This window comes from Bordetella genomosp. 4 (assembly GCF_002261185.1).
GTDB lineage: Bacteria > Pseudomonadota > Gammaproteobacteria > Burkholderiales > Burkholderiaceae_B > Bordetella_A.
The window spans coordinates 264733-282278 of sequence record NZ_NEVQ01000022.1 but is presented as its reverse complement, the minus strand read 5'-3'; the positions used below and the strand labels follow the sequence as shown (position 1 = coordinate 282278).

Genomic DNA, 17546 nt, shown 5'->3' with positions numbered 1-17546 from the left:
AACGACGCGCAGGCTACGGACGGCGCGCCGGAAGATAAGCACCCGAATGATGCAATTGGACTTCGGCATGCTCGATGGCTTTGATGGCGCCTTTGCCTTTCTTGGCGAGCAGTTGTTCGAGCAGGGCTTCGGTCAAGGCCGTGGCGGCAGTGGTGGACGGAAAAAACGATGGGCTGTCTGTGGAAAACAAGAGCGTGCAATCCGCATCCAACGCAATGGGAGAGACCTTGCTGTCGGTCAAGGCCACGATCTTGCAACCTGCCGCACGAGCGGTGCGTGCAATCTGGCTGATCTCTTGTGAATACGGCGCAAAACTGATCAGCGCCATGGCATCGTTGGCGCTCAGCGAGCGAAGCTCTAATTCGAGCGTGCCGGCGTCACCGCGGATGAGAAATGTGCTGCTGCGAAATAGTCGATAGACATAGTGGAAACCGAATGCGATGGGATAGCTCGCGCGAAAGCCGGCGATATAGACGTTTGCGGCACGCGTCAGCATCTCTACGGCGACGGGCAGGGTCTCGGTGTTCTGGGCACTGGTCTGCTCGAGGTTTTTGAATTGTGTGGCCAGCATCTCGGCCTGCCGCCGTGATGCTTTGCCAGTGCCGATGATTTTGCGGGCGCGTTCGGCATAAGGCTGAGAGCTGCCGTGAATGGCATCGACAAAGAGTTCGCGCAGGTCTTGCCAGCCGGAATAGCCCAGGTGTTGCGCCAGTCGAACGAGCGTCGCTGGCTGCACGCGAGCCTCAGTGGCGATCTTGCGCATCGACATAATAGGGACGTTGCGCGGATGATTGAGCAGATACCGCGCCGCATTTTTGAATTGCGGGGTGAGGGCGGAGAACACCTGTCGTAAATGATCAATCAATTGATCGAGTGATTCGGGCGGGGGCGGGCTATCGGAATGCATAGTTGGAATGCCGTTGATGTGAAACGATTGTTGCATAAGTGCGCTGCCGTTGCAGGCGGGTAGGTATGGTCGGGGAAGAATGCGCTGGATGGGCGATGGAAATGATTCGTTTGTTCCCGTAGTTTGTGTTTATGAAACAAGTGTTGCTTTGATGAAAAAGAATCCATATACTGGCCGAACGACGCTATCGTCATCCGCTACCGCTTTCCCTATATATAGAGACTCGACCATGACGCACGTTTTCCATCGTCAGCCCAAGCAAAAGCTCCCCGTCGCTGTTGGCGGAAAAGGGATCGAACTGTTCGATCAGGACGGCAAGAGCTATATCGACGCATCGGGCGGGGCAGCGGTATCTTGCCTCGGGCATGGCCACCCTGTTGTGATCGATGCGATCAAACGGCAGGTGGAGTCGCTGGCGTACGCGCACACGTCGTTCTTTACGACCGAGGTGGCGGAAACCCTGGCCGACAGATTGGCCCAGTCTGCGCCCGGGGATTTGAACCATGTGTATTTTGTCTCTGGGGGATCGGAGGCGGTCGAGGCGGCGTTGAAGCTCGCGCGCCAATATTTCGTGGAAGTCGGCCAGCCGTCGCGCCGCCATTTCATTGCGAGGCGTCAGAGTTATCACGGCAATACGCTGGGGGCGCTGGCGATAGGCGGCAATGCCTGGCGGCGCGAGCCGTTTTTGCCATTGCTGGTGCCGGCGCATCATGTGTCGCCTTGCTATCCCTACCGCGAACGCAGGGAGGGCGAGAGCGATGTGCAATATGCCCAACGGCTGGCCGACGAGCTGGAGGCCAAGATTCTGGAGCTGGGCCCCGATACGGTGGCAGCCTTTGTCGCGGAGACGGTGGTGGGCGCCACGGCGGGTGCGTTGGCGCCGGTAGGCGACTATCTCAAACGTATTCGCGCGGTGTGCGATAAATACGGGGTGTTGCTGATCCTGGACGAAGTGATGTCAGGGATGGGGCGTACGGGATATCTGTTCGCTTGCGAAGAAGACGGTGTCGTGCCGGATCTGATCACGATCGCCAAGGGCTTGGGAGCAGGGTATCAGCCGATCGGCGCGACCTTGTGTACCGACCGTATTTATGACGCCATTGTGGGCGGCAGCGGTTTCTTTCAGCATGGACATACTTATATCGGTCATGCGACGGCATGTGCGGCATCGCTGGCGGTGCAGCGTGTGATTCAAGAAGACAATCTCCTGGCCAACGTCCTGGCTAGAGGCGAACAACTGCGTGCGGGGCTGAGGGCTGCGCTGGCAGATCATCCGAATGTCGGGGACGTGCGTGGACGGGGCTTGTTTGTGGGCGTGGAGTTTGTGGCGGATCGCAGTACCAAAGAGACGCTGGATCCTGCCCAAAAGACCCATGCCAAACTCAAAGCGACGGCCAAGCAGAACGGTTTGCTGGTGTACCCCATGGGTGGGACGGTAGATGGCGTCCGGGGCGACCACGCCCTGCTGGCGCCGCCGTTTATCTGCACGCCTGCAGATATCGACCGGATCATTGACCGGTTTGCTCAGTCCGTGCGCGAAGTCCTGCCGGTGGCGTGACACATAGACTGCTTATGGGCGGGCAGCTAGCGGATGCATCGAGTTGGTGCATCCGATGGCTGCGATGAGGTACGCAGGGTGGGCTTTCAGGCGGTCGGGTATGCTCTCGCCATGACGAGAAATATTCAATATGCGGGCGTGTTTTCGTTGCTGATGGCGGCGATCCTGCCGGCCATGTCCCAAGCGCAGGAATTCGACCGCTATGGCCATGCGTTGATCCAGGATAAGCAGGGCTGGGTCTATGTCGATCGGGATCAGCGCCCTGTATTGCGGCCGTATATCTTCGATAACGGCCCGGATTACTACGAAGAAGGCCTGGCCCGCTTTGTCGATAACGGCAAAATGGGTTTTCACGACGAGGCCTTGCACGTGGTGATTCCGGCGGTATACGACTTTGTCTTTCCATTCGAGAACGGAACGGCCCAAGCCGGGACGAACTGCACCTTTCATCGCGCGGCTGAGCATTCGAGCGTATCTTGCCAGCAATGGAAAACAGTTCGCAATCCGATGCGCCGCGCGGGTGCCAGATAGCGGCTCAACGTCCCGGCAGCCTTTTGCGTGCGTGTTTGCGATAGATGCGCAACGCCGGATTGCTGCGTTGCATGATCCCTTGATTTGACAGTGAACACGAGTACACTCGGCAGACATCTTTCGTAGTCGATGTCTTTGCCGAACAAGGAGCTCGTATGGCTAGTCTGACGATCAATGGCAAATCCCAAGAGGTGGACGTTCCCGATGATATGCCGCTGTTATGGGTGATTCGTGACCGGCTGGGAATGACCGGCACGAAATTCGGGTGTGGCATGGCCATGTGCGGCGCCTGTACGGTGCATCTGGATGGGCAGCCGATACGCTCCTGTATTACGCCGGTCGCGGCTGCGGCCGGCAAGCCGATCACCACGATCGAGGCGATCGGCGATGATGCCGTCGGCAAGGCTGTCAAAGAAGCCTGGGTAGAGGTCGGCGTGCCGCAATGCGGGTACTGCCAGTCGGGCCAGATCATGTCTGCGACCGCGTTGATCAAGGGCAACCCCAAACCTACCGATGAGGACATCGACGCCGCCATGAGCGGCAACATCTGCCGCTGCGGCACCTATCCGCGCATCCGGGCGGCGATCAAGGAAGTGGCCATTAAACAGGCCGCCAGCACGGGAGCCGCGAAATGAACCATTTTGCTCATTTGATGACGCAGCCGTCCGGGGCGATGGCTGATATGGCTCGTGCAGACCAGTTGGCCTCGCCGGGCCGGCGCGATTGGATGAAAGCGGCAGGCGCGTTGACCGGTCTGGTGCTGATGGTGGGCGCAGGCGGCATGGTGCGCGCCGCCGAGGCGGCTAAAGAAGAAAAGAAGTACGGCGCGGACGGCATGCCGCACGGTACGGTGGATGATCCTCTTGTGTTCGTATCGATCGGCAAGGATGGCATTGTCACGATCATCGCGCATCGCGCCGAGATGGGTACGGGGGTACGGACAGGCTTGCCGATGGTGGTGGCCGATGAACTCGAGGCCGACTGGAGCAAAGTCCGCGTGATCCAGGCGCCAGGCGATGAGCCGCGCTATGGCAACCAGGATACGGATGGTTCGCGCAGTACGCGGCATTTCTTTGAGCCCATGCGGCGTGTCGGTGCGTCGGGGCGGGCGATGCTGGAAATCGCGGCGGCCAAGCAATGGAATGTGCCCGTGACCGAGGTCGTGGCGCGCAATCACGAAGTCCTGCACGAGGCGTCCGGACGCAAGCTCGGTTATGGCGAGCTCGCCGAGGCGGCGGCTGCGCTGCCGGTGCCCGCCACCGATACATTGCGGTTGAAAAAGCCGGAGCAGTTCCGCTATATCGGCAAGCAAAGTACGCGCAGCGTCGATATTCAGGACGTTGTGTCCGGCACCACGCATTTTGGTATCGATACCCGCCTGGAGGGCATGGTATATGCCGCGGTCGCGCGGCCGGCGGTATTGGGCGGCAAGGTCAAGAGCTACAAGGCCGATGCGGCCATGAAAGTGCCGGGTGTGCTCAAGGTCGTGGAGATTCCTGCGGGCCCGATGCCGCCGGTGTTTGCCGCATTGGGCGGTGTGGCCGTGATCGCAGCCGATACATGGGCGGCGATGAAAGGACGTAATGCCCTGGAAATCGAGTGGGATGATGGCCCTAACGCCAGCTACGACTCAGAGGCGTTTCGCAAGACCTTGAGCGAAGGGGCGAATAAGCCTGCTCCAGCGGTGCGCAATGATGGCGATGCAATGAAAGCCCTGGAGGGCGCCGCACAACGCATTCAGGCCGAATATTACCTGCCTCATTTGGCGCATGCGACGATGGAGCCTCCTGCGGCGACGGCGCGTGTGGCCGATGGCAAGTGCGAGGTCTGGGCTTGTGTGCAGTCGCCATACGGTACGCGCGAGAATGTGGCCAAGCAGCTGGGGCTGGATATCTCGGCCGTCACGGTTCATCAAACGCTGTTGGGCGGTGGTTTTGGCCGCAAGTCCAAGTCGGATTACGCCGTCGAAGCGGCGTTGCTATCGCGCGCCATGGACGGCAAACCGGTCAAGGTCACCTGGTCGCGCGAGGATGACATCACCAACGATTATTTCCATACCGTATCGGTCGAGCGGCTGGAGGCAGGTATCGACGCCAACGGCAAGGCCGTCGCATGGCTGCATCGTACTGCCGCGCCGACCATAGGGTCGACCTTTGTCGCGAATGCACAAGGCCAGCAGCCTTTCGAGCTGGGGATGTCGGCCGTGAATATCCCATTTGCCATTCCGAATTTTCGGGTCGAGTCGGTGCCTGTCCCCGCCCATACGCGTATAGGCTGGTTCCGTTCCGTGTCGAATATTCCACACGTTTTTGCGGTGCAGAGTTTCGTCGCGGAAATGGCGCATGCCCTCAAGCGCGATCCGAAGGATTATTTGCTGGAGCTCATCGGACCTGCGCGCAAGATTTCTCCGTCAGATATGTCCGACAGCTGGAATTATGGCGAGTCGCCCGAGATTTATCCGCTGGACACCGGCCGTATGCGGCATGTGGTCGAGGTGGCCGCCAAAGCCGCGGGGTGGGGACGCCAGTTGCCGGCTGGCCGCGGGCTGGGCTTGGCAGTGTCATATAGCTTTGTGACCTACGTGGCCACGGTGGTTGAGGTCGAGGTCGGCAAGGATGGCAGTCTCATCGTGCATCAAGTGGACGTAGCGGTCGATTGTGGTCCGCAAGTCCATCCCGATCGGGTGCGTGCCCAGGTGGAAGGGGCATGCATCATGGGGCAAAGCCTGGCTACGCGTAGTGAGATTTCGTTTGCAAAGGGCCGCACCAACCAAACGAACTTTCACCAGTATGAGGTCACGCGTATGTCGGAGGCCCCGCGGGCGATCAAGGTGCATCTTGTCGAGCACGGCTTTGATGTGCCCTTGGGCGGCGTAGGCGAGCCGGCTGTGCCGCCGTTTGCGCCGGCCTTGTGTAATGCGATTTTTGCTGCAACAGGCAAGCGTATTCGCAATCTGCCTATCCGGGATCAGCTCAAGGCATGATGGAGCAAATGCTTCGGCCCAGGCGATGTGCCTGGGCCGAAGTTCGCGTCACGATGGCGATCAGTTGACGTTAATGCCTTCTGCTTTCAGGATGGGCGTCCATTTGTTGATTTCGGATTGCACCCATTTTTTGAGGGACTCTGGAGTCTGACGGTCCTCGGAGACGATTTCTGCTCCCAGGTCGGCCATCTTGGCGGTGAAGTCCGGCGACTTGAGCGCGGCCTTGAGTGCTTTATTAAAGATGGCGATGTCTGCGGCAGGCGTGCCCTTCGGCGCGTAAATGCCGTGCCACACTTTTACCTCGAAATCCTTGAGCCCTTGTTCGTTCAGCGTGGGGGCGTCCGGCAGTTTCGAGATACGGTTCAGTGTGGTGACGCCATAGAACTTGACGTTGCCTGCCTGAATGTGCGGGATGGTCTGCGTGGTCTGGTCGCACAGCACATCGACCTGTCCGCCTAGCAGCGCAGACATGGCGGGGCCGGTGCCTTGATAAGGAATGGTGGTGAATTTCACACCGAGTGCTTGTTGCAGCAGCGAGCCGCACAGTTGCGAGACTGCCCCCGGGCCGGCATTGGCGAGGTTGATTTTGTCGGCGTTGGCTTTGGCATAGGTGATGAATTCCGCCATGTTGTTGGCCGGGAAGTCTTTACGGGCCAACAAGGTCATCGGAACATCGATGACTTCGCCGACGTACTCGAAACTTTTCAACGGATCGTATTTCAGCGCTGGGTAGAGCGCAGTGGCGGTCGCCATGCCATTGTGGTGAATGAAATACGTATAGCCGTCAGGCGCCGCATTGGCGACATAGTTGGCAGCAACGGTGCCGCCTGCGCCGGTACGGTTTTCTACGACGATGGGCTGTTTGAGTATTTTGCCGAGTTCAGCGCCGAGCGAACGGGCGACGACATCAGTGGGTCCGCCTGCGGCGAAGGGAACGACCAGCGTGATGGGTCGGGAAGGATAGTCCGCGGCCTGTGCGCTCGATGCAAAGGAAAAGGAAAGCGCGAGCGCGGACAAAGCAATATTTATAGGGCGTTGGAAAAGCATACTGTCTCCTGTTAGGGGCACTATGTTTTCCGAACCGCTTCAGTTCAGCAATTTGATTTTTTGGAACCAAGGGTTTGGAGCGAGGAAAGTCGGGTAAACCCTGGTGCTGCATTGCGGAAAAATTTAGCAAAAGCTATGGCTTTAATTAGAGCCATAAATATATTGCGGTGTTAGCGCCCTATTAAAGGAAAGAATTAAAAATAAGTGTCACAAATAAGCCTGAATTGGTGCTGAAAAAGCATGGCCATCTGCGGGGATAGAGGCCGTTCTGGCGTGGCAGTATTGTTTCAATTTATTGAAATTACCTGTGCGGCATTTGTTCGAAGATTTTCTTATTTGTTAATGAATCGTAAGAAAAAACAGTAGCTGTTAGGTGTCATTGGGATGCGCACAGGCTGTGCCTAGAATTCCGACTTCTGCGGGAGATAAGCGAAGATGGGCTGTTTTAGTCCCAGGGTAATCCCGAATATGAACGATAGTTATGGAATTTGCCGATATTCTGACCGCTCTCGATCCACGTCTACCTTGTGGTGAAGACCTGGAATACGACGCCGAGTTTCTGCAGTTGCAGCAAGCTGCGGTCGAGCGTAGCGAGCAGCAATTCGGGTCGACGATCATCCCGGCCCAGCCGCCTGACTGGCGCGAAGTCGAACGACTTGCGCGCGGGTTGCTGGACCGGACGCGCGACGTGCGCATCATGGGTTATCTGACGCAAGCCTGGACAGAGACTCGCGGTCTGCCGGGCTATGCCGACGGCCTGACGTTGGTGGCAGACACGTTGGAGCGTTATTGGGACGCGGTGCATCCCCGTCTGGATAGTGTGGACGATCACGATCCGATGCCGCGTATCAATGCGTTGGTATCGCTGGGTGATCATGCCGGTGGTGCACGCAGTGCGCGTTCCAGCCGATTGGTCAATGGCGTGCACGGACAATTGTCGTTGCGCGATGCCGAGTCCTTGCTGGACGGCAGTCGCTCGGATCCGGATTTCTATCCTGGCGGCCGTACGCGCTTGATCGAACATTTGCGTCAAGCATGGCTGCAGCAAGATGCGGATTTGATTGCCTTGTCCGCTGCGATACAGGCGTTGCGCCGCATCCAGAATCAAGTCGCCGACAAGCTCGGGCAAGAATGGGTGCCGGATTACGTGGGCATCCTGCGGACGCTGGACGTGGTGATGCAGGTCCTGGGTGATAACGCCCCGATGAACGGTGCGGGCGCGTTAACTGGGGACGCAAGCCCTGTGGCTCAGCAGGAAACGGCTGCGCAGACCTCGGCAGAGCCGACTTCATCGCCCGCTGCTCCAGTGCCCGTGATGCGTTGGCAAGACGCCCAGATTCAATCACGCGAAGAAGCGGCAGCTATGTTGTCCAAGGTCTGCGCGTATTTTGAAGTGTATGAGCCCAGCCATCCGGCACCGTATTTGATACGGCGGGCGCAGCAATTGATTTCCATGAGTTTTCACGACATTGTTAAAAATCTGGCGCCGCAAGGTCTTGAGCAGTTCGAGGCCTGGTTGCCCAGGGACGCCAATGGCGGACCTGGCAACTGAGGTGACGTAATGCAGGCACACATATAGCTGGACAGGAGAGCACACATGGTAACGACGACACTAAAGGGTAGCGGGCAGAAGTTCATCGCACGTAACCGAGCCCCGCGCGTGCAGATCGAATATGACGTGGAAATCTATGGTGCGGAGCGCAAGATCCAACTGCCTTTTGTGATGGGTGTGTTGGCAGATCTGGCCGGCAAGTCCGTGGAGCCTCAGCCTGATGTGGCCGAACGCAAGTTTCTGGATATCGACATCGACAACTTCGATGAGCGCATGAAAGCCATTCAGCCGCGCGCAGCGTTCCAGGTGCCTAATACGTTGACCGGCGAAGGCAATCTGAATGTGGATATCACGTTCGAGAGCATTGACGATTTTTCACCTGCCACGGTGGCACGCAAGGTAGGCGCGTTGAACGAACTGCTGGAGGCCCGTACGCAGTTGGCGAACCTGCTGACCTATATGGATGGCAAGACAGGCGCCGAGGAATTGATCGGCAAGGTATTGAAAAACCCCGCTCTGATGAATGCGTTGGCTGCCGCACCGAATCCGGATGCGCCGACGACGGGCGCCGATACGCCCGAATCTGATCCGGCCGCGAAATAAACGATAACGGAGATCGCGATGACTGCAGTAGCCAAACACGCAGATGCCCGCAGCACCGAAACGCTGGAGGCCGATGGCCTGTCAGCGTTGCTGAAGAAAGAGTTCAAACCCAAGACCGAGCAGGCTCGCGAAGCCGTCGAACACGCTGTCCGTACGCTAGCGCATCAAGCGCTGGAAAACAGTGGTGTGGCAGTGTCCGCCGATGCTTATCGAACGATTCAGGCCATCATCGCCGAGATCGACCGCAAGTTGTCGGATCAGATCAATCTGGTGATGCACCATGCTGATTTCCAGCAACTGGAAGGCGCCTGGCGCGGTCTGCATTATCTAGTGACCAACACCGAAACGGACGAGCTGCTGAAGATCCGGGTGATGTGCATCTCGAAAAAAGAACTGGGCCGTACCTTGAAGCGCCACAAAGGGGTGGGTTGGGATCAAAGCCCGATCTTCAAGCGCGTGTACGAAGAGGAATATGGTCAGTTTGGCGGCGAGCCGATCGGCTGCCTGGTCGGCGATTATCATTTTGATCACAGCCCGCCCGATGTGGAGCTGCTGAGCGAAATGGCGAGGATCTCTGCCGCAGCGCATTGCCCGTTCATCGCAGGCGCATCGCCCAATGTGATGCAGATGGATTCGTGGCAAGAGCTGGCGAACCCGCGCGATTTGACCAAGATTTTTACGAACACCGAATACGCTGCATGGCGCAGCCTGCGCGAGTCGGAAGATTCGCGTTATATCGGCTTGGCGATGCCGCGATTCCTGGCGCGCCTGCCTTATGGTGCGCGTACGAACCCTGTCGATGAGTTCGACTTCGAAGAAGACACCGACGGCGCGAATCACGATCGTTATGCGTGGGCGAACTCGGCGTATGCCATGGCCGCCAACATCAACCGTTCGTTCAAGTTGTACGGTTGGTGCACGTCGATTCGCGGTGTGGAGTCAGGCGGGGCGGTGGAGAACCTGCCGTGCCATACGTTCCCCACCGATGACGGTGGCGTAGACATGAAGTGTCCCACCGAGATCGCGATCAGCGATCGCCGCGAAGCCGAGTTGGCCAAGAATGGCTTCATGCCGCTCGTGCATCGCAAGAACTCTGACTTTGCGGCGTTCATCGGCGCACAGTCTCTGCAAAAGCCGCACGAATACTACGATGCCGATGCCTCGGCCAACGCCAAGCTGTCGGCGCGCCTGCCGTATTTGTTTGCCTGCTGCCGTTTTGCGCACTATCTGAAGTGCATCGTGCGCGACAAGATCGGTTCGTTCCGTGAGCGTGATGACATGGAACGCTGGCTCAATGACTGGATCATGAATTACGTCGATGGTGATCCTGCGAACTCGTCCCAAGAGACCAAAGCACGCAAGCCGCTCGCGGCTGCCGAGGTCCAGGTGCAAGAGATCGAGGACAACCCCGGCTATTACTCCGCGAAGTTTTTCTTGCGGCCTCACTATCAGTTGGAAGGGCTGACAGTGTCGCTGCGTCTTGTGTCCAAGCTGCCATCGTTGAAAAAGAATGATGGTTGATTGGATGCTTTTTTTTCAGGGCACTTCGTGCCGTGACAGCAACTTAGGGAGAGAGAAGTGTCTGTTGACATGTTCATGAAGATCGACGGTGCCAACGGCGAGTCGAAAGATGCCAATCACAAGAATTGGACCGATATCATTTCGTTCTCGTGGGGTGCCACACAGCCCGGCAACATGGCTAGCGGTGGAGGCCTGGGTGCTGGAAAAGCCAGCTTTAACGACTTGCATGTCGTGGCGCGTATTGACAAGGCCGCTCCGGCTGTCATGAAGCATTGCGCCAGCGGCAAACACTTGAGCAAGATCGAATTGTCGGTGTGCAAGGCCGGTGGCCAGCAGATTGAATACACGAAGATCACGCTGGAAGACGTACTGGTCTCGTCCGTGCAGTTGACGGGTGAACTCAACCAGGAGTCTGTGACGGTGAACTTCGCTTTTCAAGCGGCCAAGGTCAAACAGCAATACTGGGAGCAGACGGAACAAGGCGGCAAGGGCGCGGAAAGCGTGGTCGCTTGGGATATCAAGAAGAACCAGGAAGTTGGTTAAGACGTCGGTACGGAACTGACGTCTGCCGATGTCGGGTCCGTCCACGTCATTCTTGCTCCCTTGAGCTGGCGCCACTGCGGGAAGTGTTTTGTGGTGGAGTCTCTCCGTTTCATGGCGACGGGCGATTTTCGGATCGACCGTCGACTTTGTTTTTTGTCTGCGGTGCTTTCTTATGATCAGACCTGCCGTTGCGTTGCGTGAAAGCAGCTTGTCCCAGCATCTGGAGACGATTCAGTCGCAGATACGTCGTCAACCGGCGGACGCTGACTTGCGGGCGCAGTTGTTCCAATTGATGGTTGTGCAGGGTGATTGGGGACGAGCATCCGAACAATTGAAGCTGTCTGCCCAGTTGAACGCGCAGGCGCAGCCTACCGCCATCTTGTACGAGCAGGCGATCGCTGCTGAGCGTCAACGCGAGCGCGTGTTGCTTGGCCAGGAGCAACCCGCCGTGTTTGGCCAGGCGCCCGCGTGGTTCGCTGATTTATGGCGGGCCTTGAGTTGCGATGTCGATGCGCCGGAAGATGCGGCGCAGTTGCGTGCACGAGCCTATGAGGCGGCCGAATCGCGAGCCGGAACATTGACGGTGTCCATGGACGATGCTGCGGCGACGTTCGAGTGGATCAGCGATGGCGACAGCCGCCTGGGCCCGGTTTTTGAATTCATGTCGGCGGGGCGTTATGGCTGGGTCCCGTTCTCGGCGTTGCGCGAGGTGCGGCTGCTGCCTCCCGAAGGCTTGTGCGATGTGGTGTGGGCACAAGCGGAAGTGACGCTCGACGAAGGCCGCACACAATACGGTTTGATCCCAGCGCGTTATCCGGCTCTGCCGGGACAAGTGTTCGCCGACCTGCCGGATGGCGTCAAACTCGGGCGTATGACAGATTGGCATCCCTTGCAAGGCGAGATGTATGCCGGCGTGGGGCAAAAAATGTGGATGACCGATCAAGGGGAGTACGCATTGCTCGATATCCGGTCGCTGGAGATGCGCTGATGGCAGTATCTGAGTCGACGGCTAGCCTGCGTCCCTGGGAGCAATTGCCACGCAGTGAGCGTGTGGCTCGGGACCGTTTGCAGCCGTCGCTGTTGGATCGCTTGATGGATAACGATCCGTCCAAACGGCAGGAGCCTCGCGAAGCCTCGATGCTGACCCATGAGGAACTGCGGGTCGCAGTGTTGAGGGATCTGCGGTGGCTGCTCAATACGGTCAATCTGCAAACCACGGATGATTTGTCGTCGTACCCTGCGGTGCCGGAATCGACATTGAATTTCGGCGTGCGGGCCATGGCGGGCAAGCGCATGTCTGAGATCGACTGGATCGATGTCGAGGATTCGATTCGTAATGCGATAGCGGCGTTTGAGCCTCGTATTCTGGATTCCTCGGTTGAGGTCCGCTGTGTGACGGACACGGGCACCCTGGAACATCACAATGTGCTGAGCCTGGAAATCAAGGGCATGTTGTGGTGCGTGCCGCATCCCATGGAATTCCTGTTTCGCACAGATATTGACCTGGAAAGCGGCCATATGGATTTGCGCGACCTGGGGGGTGTTGCCTGATGGATTCGCGCTTGCTGGACTATTACAACCGCGAATTGGTGTACATGCGGGAAATGGGCGCCGAATTTGCCCAGATGTACCCCAAGGTGGCAGGTCGTCTGGGGATGCACGGCACCGAAGTGGCGGATCCGTATGTCGAGCGGCTGCTTGAGGGTTTCAGTTTTCTGACTGCGCGTATCCATCTGAAGATGGACGCCGAGTTTCCGCGGTTTTCGCAGCGCCTGTTGGAGGTGGTGTACCCCAATTACCTGGCGCCTACGCCTGCGATGGCGGTAGTGCAGTTCTCTCCCAGCATGAATGAGGGCACGCTGGCCCGCGGTTTCGATCTGCCGCGAGGTACGCTGTTGCGTGGCCGCGTGCCGCGCGGCGAGCAGACACCGTGCGAGTTCATGACGGGCCATGCGGTGCGTCTGTGGCCGCTGCGTGTAACGCAGGCCGAGTTCACAGGGACGCCGCCGGACCTGCCATTGGCACGGCTCGGATTGGGCGGACGCAATAGCCGCGTACTGAGCGCCTTGCGGATTCGCATCGAGGTCTGCGGCGGCGTGCGTCTGGAAGACATGGACCTGGACCAGTTGGTGTTTCATCTGGCGGGTCAGGATCTGCAGATGCAGCGCTTGCTGGAAATCCTGATGGGCCATACCGTCGCGGTGCTGGGTCACGATACGCAGCGGCCGGTCAGCTGGATTAACAAGCTATCTCCCTCGTCGATACGTCATGAGGGGTTCGATGACGATCAAGCTCTGCTGCCGACGGATTCCCGCGTGTTCCAAGGCTATCGCTTGCTGCAGGAGTACTTTGCGTTTCCACGGCGATTCCTGTTTTTTAGCGTGAATGACCTGAAGCGCGGCTTGCGCACGCCGCCTTTGCCTGGGGGCACGCGCCGGGAGACGCGCAGCTTTGACCTGACGTTTTTGTTCTCCGTCGCTGCGCCGGAACTCGAAGGCGCTATTGCGGCGGAACATCTGGCGTTGCATTGTGCGCCGGTCATCAATCTGTTTCCCAAGCGTGCTGATCGTATCGCAGTGACCTCGCGCACGAGCGAATACCACCTGGTCGTGGACCGTACGCGTCCGCTCGATTACGAGGTGTTTGGCGTGACGCAGGTGTTGGGCCATGCTTCTGCCGAGCGGCCCGAGCAAGAGTTCCGGCCTTTTTACGGCACTCTGGGCTCCGATCCGGATGACTACGGTGCCTACTACTCGACACGCCGCGAGCCGCGTTTGTTATCTGAGCAGGCAAAGCGCAATGGCACGCGAACGGGCTACATCGGCAGCGAGGTGTTTGTGTCGCTGGTGGATCGGAACGAGGTGCCGTTTTCCGGTCAGCTGCGTCATTTGACCCTGGACACGCTGTGCACGAATCGGGATCTGGCGATGTTGTTGCCGCTGGGGACGGATACGGATTTCACCTTGCGCGTATCGGCGCCAGTGGGCGCAGTCAAGGTGCTGCATGGTCCCACCCGTCCGCACGCGGCGTTGGCAGAGAATGCGGCGACGTGGCATCTGATTAGCCACTTGGGCTTGAATTACCTGAGCTTGATGGACCTGGATGCAGAGCAAGGCGCCCAGACGCTGCGCGAAATGTTGAACGTGTACGGCAACCTGGCCGACCCAGTCGTGCGCAAGCATATAGGCGGCGTGCGTCACGTGCGCGCCGATCCGATGCATCACCGACTGCCCCTGCCGGGTCCTATTGTGTATGGACGAGGCGTGCGCATCAGTTTGCAAGTCGATGAGGCTGCGTTTTCGGGCATCAGCCCGTATTTGTTTGGCGCCGTACTGGAACAGTTTTTTGCCCGGCACGTATCGATCAATATGATGTCGGAATTGGTGTTGTCCACATTGCAGCGTGGCGATATCGCCCGCTGGAAGCCCCGCATGGGGGCTCGGCCCGCCGTATAGGGCTGTCAAGGTTGAATGAAAGGAGTCGTGCCATGAATACCGCTGCGAAACGTCAGTATCCGGTCTACGACCCGGTGCATTTGATTGGCACGGTGTTGCATCGTGATGACGACGGCGTTTTTGTTGTCGAGTGTGACGGGCACCAGTGGCGCACGCGGTTGGCCGCCAGCTGCTTGCTGATGCCGCAAGCGGGCGATCATGTGTTGATCAGCGGCCCCGAGGCGTCGCGCGTATATCTGATCGCCGTCGTGGAGCAGGCAGATCCGCAGCGTACGCAGCTGGAGACGGTGGGCGATGTCGTATTGCGATCGCGCACGGGCAGCGTGTCTCTGGAGGGAGCCACTGACGTGCATGTGTCCGGGCAGAACGCGGTCAAGATCGATACCGCGTCGCTGACACTGCAGGCGAAAGAGGCCAGCTTTGTCACGGAAAAAATGAAATATCTCGGCGCCGAAGTGACCGCCACGGTAGGCACTACACGTGTGGTCGGCAAGGTTTATGAGGCCATCATGGATCGATTGTCGTTTCTCTCGCGTGTGACGTTCCGCGCGGCGGAGGAGGTCGAACACGTGCGCGCCGGTTCCTTGGACTATCGCGCCGACAAGAGCGCGCGTTTGCATGCGTCATACACCATGGTGACCGGCGAGAAACTCGTGAAGGTGGACGCCAAGCAGATTCATATGGGCTGACGGATGACAGACACGATGGCGCAGGCAGGGGTGGTACACGCGACGGCCGACGAAATGTCCGGGTCGCAACCCGCTGCGACCGAAGCTGGCCAGCAGGCGCCGCAGATGCTGCCAGATTCTACGGGCACCTTGCCGGGCATGCCTGCCGAGTTCTGGCGGGCGTTGTCGCAGGATCCGTATTCCCACGATCTGTTCCATACGTTGCGCTGGATCGATGCGCGGGCCGGCGCCCGTTTGCCGCTAGGGCGCGATACCGTCGCTCGCAATGAACCTGTACGCTTGCGACAAGAACCCTCGATGGCTTTTGCGCCGTCGACGCTAGCTTCTGTCAGGCTCGGGCGCGGAAACCGGCCGCCGGAACTCTCGATCTACAGCTTTGGCCTGTTCGGTCCGAATGGTCCGCTGCCGCTGCATTTGACCGAGTATGCACGCGAGCGCATGCATCACTATGGCGATCGCACCTTGTCCGGGTTTGCCGATGTGTTTCATCATCGGTTGATCCTGTTGTTTTATCGGGCATGGGCCGATGCACAGAGCACGGTCAGCCTGGATCGCAAGGAAGCCCGCTTTACCCGCTATGTGGCGAGTCTGCTGCATATGGGCATGCCGTCGTTGGCCAGACGCGATGCGGTGATGGATCATGCCAAATTTTTCATGGCGGGCCAGCTGCTGCGCCAGACCCGGAATCCCGAAGGGTTAAAACAGATCCTGCAGACTTTTTTTTCCGTGCCGGTACGTATTGCAGAGTTTGTGCCGCAGTGGATACGGTTGGATCCGTCGCAACGGCTGGGGCTGGGCGGTGCTATGGGATTGGGGCAGGACACCATTCTGGGGGCGGCGGTGCGTGACGCGCAGCACAAGTTCCGCATCGAACTCGGCCCCTTGACGCGAGCCGATTACGCCAGTTTTCTGCCCGGCGGCCGGCGTGCCAGACAATTGCTGCATTGGGTCCGAGACTACATCGGTGTCGAGCTGGCGTGGGATGTCCGGCCCGTGCTAAGGCGGCAGGACGTGCGCGGCGTCAAACTGGGCGAGCCGCAACCTTTGGGCTTGTCGTCCTGGCTGGGTAAGCGCCGGACGGAACAAGGCGACGCCCGCGATTTATTACTGGATTACGAAGGCCGTGACCGTGCAAAGCGTGACGCACGCCAGGCGGCTGCAACATCACAACCCGAGGAGGTGAGATCGTGACGCATGACATGTTCTACGATGGTCAGGTATTGCATTGGCCAGGCCATGGAAAATTCCGTGCGACGAGCGGCATGCGCGGCTCACAGATTCCGTCGGAATCATGCACGCCGGATGCAGGCCCGGTGCCGCCTGGCTTGTACAAGATATTCCTGGCGGATCAGGGCGTGGCGAAAGATGACGGACGCGGCGCTTGCGCGTTGCAGCCGGCGTGGGGGATTCAGACGATCCCGCGTGGCGCTGCTGCGGGGGCGTGCGAGCCGTACTGGGCCAACTGGGGCGTCAATCGTGCGCGGATGGAGCCGGCCGATACGGCTACGCGCAATCGCTGCTCCCCAGTTCGCGGCGGTTTTTACCTGCACGATTCGACCAAGGGTTTCAGTCACGGGTGCATCGAGGTCGATGGCCGTATTTTTCCGCTGCTGCGCACTTATGCGCGTGGCGGTAGAGGGCGTTCGACGATGATCATCAAGGTCGAGTATGTAGCCGGCCGCGCGACCAATGGAGGCACGCTTGTCGAATAATGCACGATGCCTGGGGGTGCTATTGGCAGCCGCCCTGACCGGCACGGCAGCGCAAGCGGCCGGGCCGATCAAAGTCGAGAACGCCCTGGCGCAATGCGTCGCGTTGCAACCAGGCGTACGCACGACCACCGGACAGCAGGTGATGACTGAGGCGACCCTGACTGTCAAGAAATCGATCGGAGAGTGCGGTTGCAAGTCTGCCATTGCGACCTATACCTCGCAGGTGGAGATGGAGGGAGGGTATCGCAGCTTTTTGCAGCGCGGCGCCTTGCTGGTCAAGGAGTCGGGCGTGCAGCCGCTGACGTTGGCCAGCAGTGCACAACTGCTGGGGGATCGAGGCCTGGTGCTGTCGTTGGCTTGTGCGGGACCGGATTGACGGTGCTCAAGCATGGCGCTTGATTGATTTTCCTGTTTGATCCTGCCAGATTGTGCTGGCGGGCGGGTT

At 58.9% G+C, this 17546-nt stretch carries 17 protein-coding genes; 15 read left to right on the top strand and 2 right to left on the bottom strand.

All coding sequences use genetic code 11. The annotated features are described in order from the left end of the window. Positions 1–13: 13 nt before the first annotated feature. Positions 14–907, bottom strand: coding sequence for a MurR/RpiR family transcriptional regulator (locus tag CAL20_RS22515; protein WP_094839288.1), 894 nt, complete (start codon positions 905–907; stop codon positions 14–16). 229 nt (positions 908–1136) lie between these two features. Between CAL20_RS22515 and CAL20_RS22510 the strand changes: the two genes are divergently transcribed. The 4 genes from CAL20_RS22510 to CAL20_RS22495 all read left to right on the top strand — a co-directional run bounded on the left by CAL20_RS22510 (position 1137) and on the right by CAL20_RS22495 (position 5979). After that, positions 1137–2465 carry an aspartate aminotransferase family protein gene (locus tag CAL20_RS22510; RefSeq protein ID WP_094839053.1) on the top strand — a complete coding sequence of 443 codons (1329 nt, stop codon included), beginning with the start codon at positions 1137–1139 and terminating at the stop codon, positions 2463–2465. 111 nt (positions 2466–2576) lie between these two features. Continuing rightward, entirely contained in the window at positions 2577–2996 is a 420-nt protein-coding gene (locus CAL20_RS22505) for a WG repeat-containing protein (protein WP_094839287.1), read from the top strand. A gap of 155 nt (positions 2997–3151) precedes the next feature. Then, on the top strand, positions 3152–3631 hold the full coding sequence (locus CAL20_RS22500; protein ID WP_094839052.1) for a (2Fe-2S)-binding protein: 480 nt from the start codon (positions 3152–3154) through the stop codon (positions 3629–3631). Between the two features lie 17 nt (positions 3632–3648). Beyond that, positions 3649–5979, top strand: coding sequence for a xanthine dehydrogenase family protein molybdopterin-binding subunit (locus CAL20_RS22495; protein ID WP_094839286.1), 2331 nt, complete (start codon positions 3649–3651; stop codon positions 5977–5979). A 60-nt stretch (positions 5980–6039) separates the two neighbouring features. Here CAL20_RS22495 and CAL20_RS22490 read toward each other — a convergent pair whose 3' ends face one another. Beyond that, positions 6040–7026, bottom strand: coding sequence for a tripartite tricarboxylate transporter substrate-binding protein (locus tag CAL20_RS22490; RefSeq protein ID WP_094839051.1), 987 nt, complete (start codon positions 7024–7026; stop codon positions 6040–6042). Between the two features lie 481 nt (positions 7027–7507). Here CAL20_RS22490 and tssA point away from each other — a divergent pair, with 481 nt between their 5' ends. From tssA to CAL20_RS22435, 11 genes are all read left to right on the top strand, one after another. After that, the gene (gene tssA / locus CAL20_RS22485) at positions 7508–8578 is read left to right on the top strand and encodes a type VI secretion system protein TssA (protein ID WP_094839050.1); all 1071 of its coding nucleotides are present in this window, start codon (positions 7508–7510) and stop codon (positions 8576–8578) included. Positions 8579–8623: 45 nt separating this feature from the next. Further along, positions 8624–9181, top strand: a complete 558-nt coding sequence (gene tssB, locus CAL20_RS22480) for a type VI secretion system contractile sheath small subunit (RefSeq protein WP_094823315.1) — start codon at positions 8624–8626, stop codon at positions 9179–9181. Between the two features lie 18 nt (positions 9182–9199). Beyond that, positions 9200–10702, top strand: a complete 1503-nt coding sequence (gene tssC / locus CAL20_RS22475; RefSeq protein WP_094823314.1) for a type VI secretion system contractile sheath large subunit — start codon at positions 9200–9202, stop codon at positions 10700–10702. Positions 10703–10759: 57 nt separating this feature from the next. Next, positions 10760–11245: an Hcp family type VI secretion system effector gene (locus CAL20_RS22470; protein WP_176456594.1), complete on the top strand. Its 486-nt coding sequence runs from the start codon at positions 10760–10762 to the stop codon at positions 11243–11245. A gap of 172 nt (positions 11246–11417) precedes the next feature. Further along, positions 11418–12233, top strand: a complete 816-nt coding sequence (locus CAL20_RS22465) for a type VI secretion system accessory protein TagJ (protein ID WP_094823313.1) — start codon at positions 11418–11420, stop codon at positions 12231–12233. Beyond that, positions 12233–12796 carry a type VI secretion system baseplate subunit TssE gene (tssE, locus tag CAL20_RS22460; RefSeq protein ID WP_094823312.1) on the top strand — a complete coding sequence of 188 codons (564 nt, stop codon included), beginning with the start codon at positions 12233–12235 and terminating at the stop codon, positions 12794–12796. Before CAL20_RS22465 ends, tssE begins: the two co-directional genes overlap by 1 nt. Next, positions 12796–14700 carry a type VI secretion system baseplate subunit TssF gene (tssF, locus tag CAL20_RS22455; protein WP_094823311.1) on the top strand — a complete coding sequence of 635 codons (1905 nt, stop codon included), beginning with the start codon at positions 12796–12798 and terminating at the stop codon, positions 14698–14700. Before tssE ends, tssF begins: the two co-directional genes overlap by 1 nt. Before the next feature lie 32 nt (positions 14701–14732). After that, positions 14733–15389, top strand: coding sequence for a DUF3540 domain-containing protein (locus CAL20_RS22450; protein WP_094823310.1), 657 nt, complete (start codon positions 14733–14735; stop codon positions 15387–15389). Between the two features lie 105 nt (positions 15390–15494). Continuing rightward, entirely contained in the window at positions 15495–16580 is a 1086-nt protein-coding gene (gene tssG / locus CAL20_RS22445; RefSeq protein WP_094839285.1) for a type VI secretion system baseplate subunit TssG, read from the top strand. Then, positions 16577–17101 carry a DUF2778 domain-containing protein gene (locus CAL20_RS22440; RefSeq protein ID WP_094823309.1) on the top strand — a complete coding sequence of 175 codons (525 nt, stop codon included), beginning with the start codon at positions 16577–16579 and terminating at the stop codon, positions 17099–17101. Before tssG ends, CAL20_RS22440 begins: the two co-directional genes overlap by 4 nt. Next, positions 17091–17477 (top strand): DUF2195 family protein, encoded by a 387-nt coding sequence (locus tag CAL20_RS22435; RefSeq protein ID WP_179266723.1) that lies wholly within the window; start codon positions 17091–17093, stop codon positions 17475–17477. Before CAL20_RS22440 ends, CAL20_RS22435 begins: the two co-directional genes overlap by 11 nt. The last annotated feature ends 69 nt before the right edge of the window (positions 17478–17546 follow it).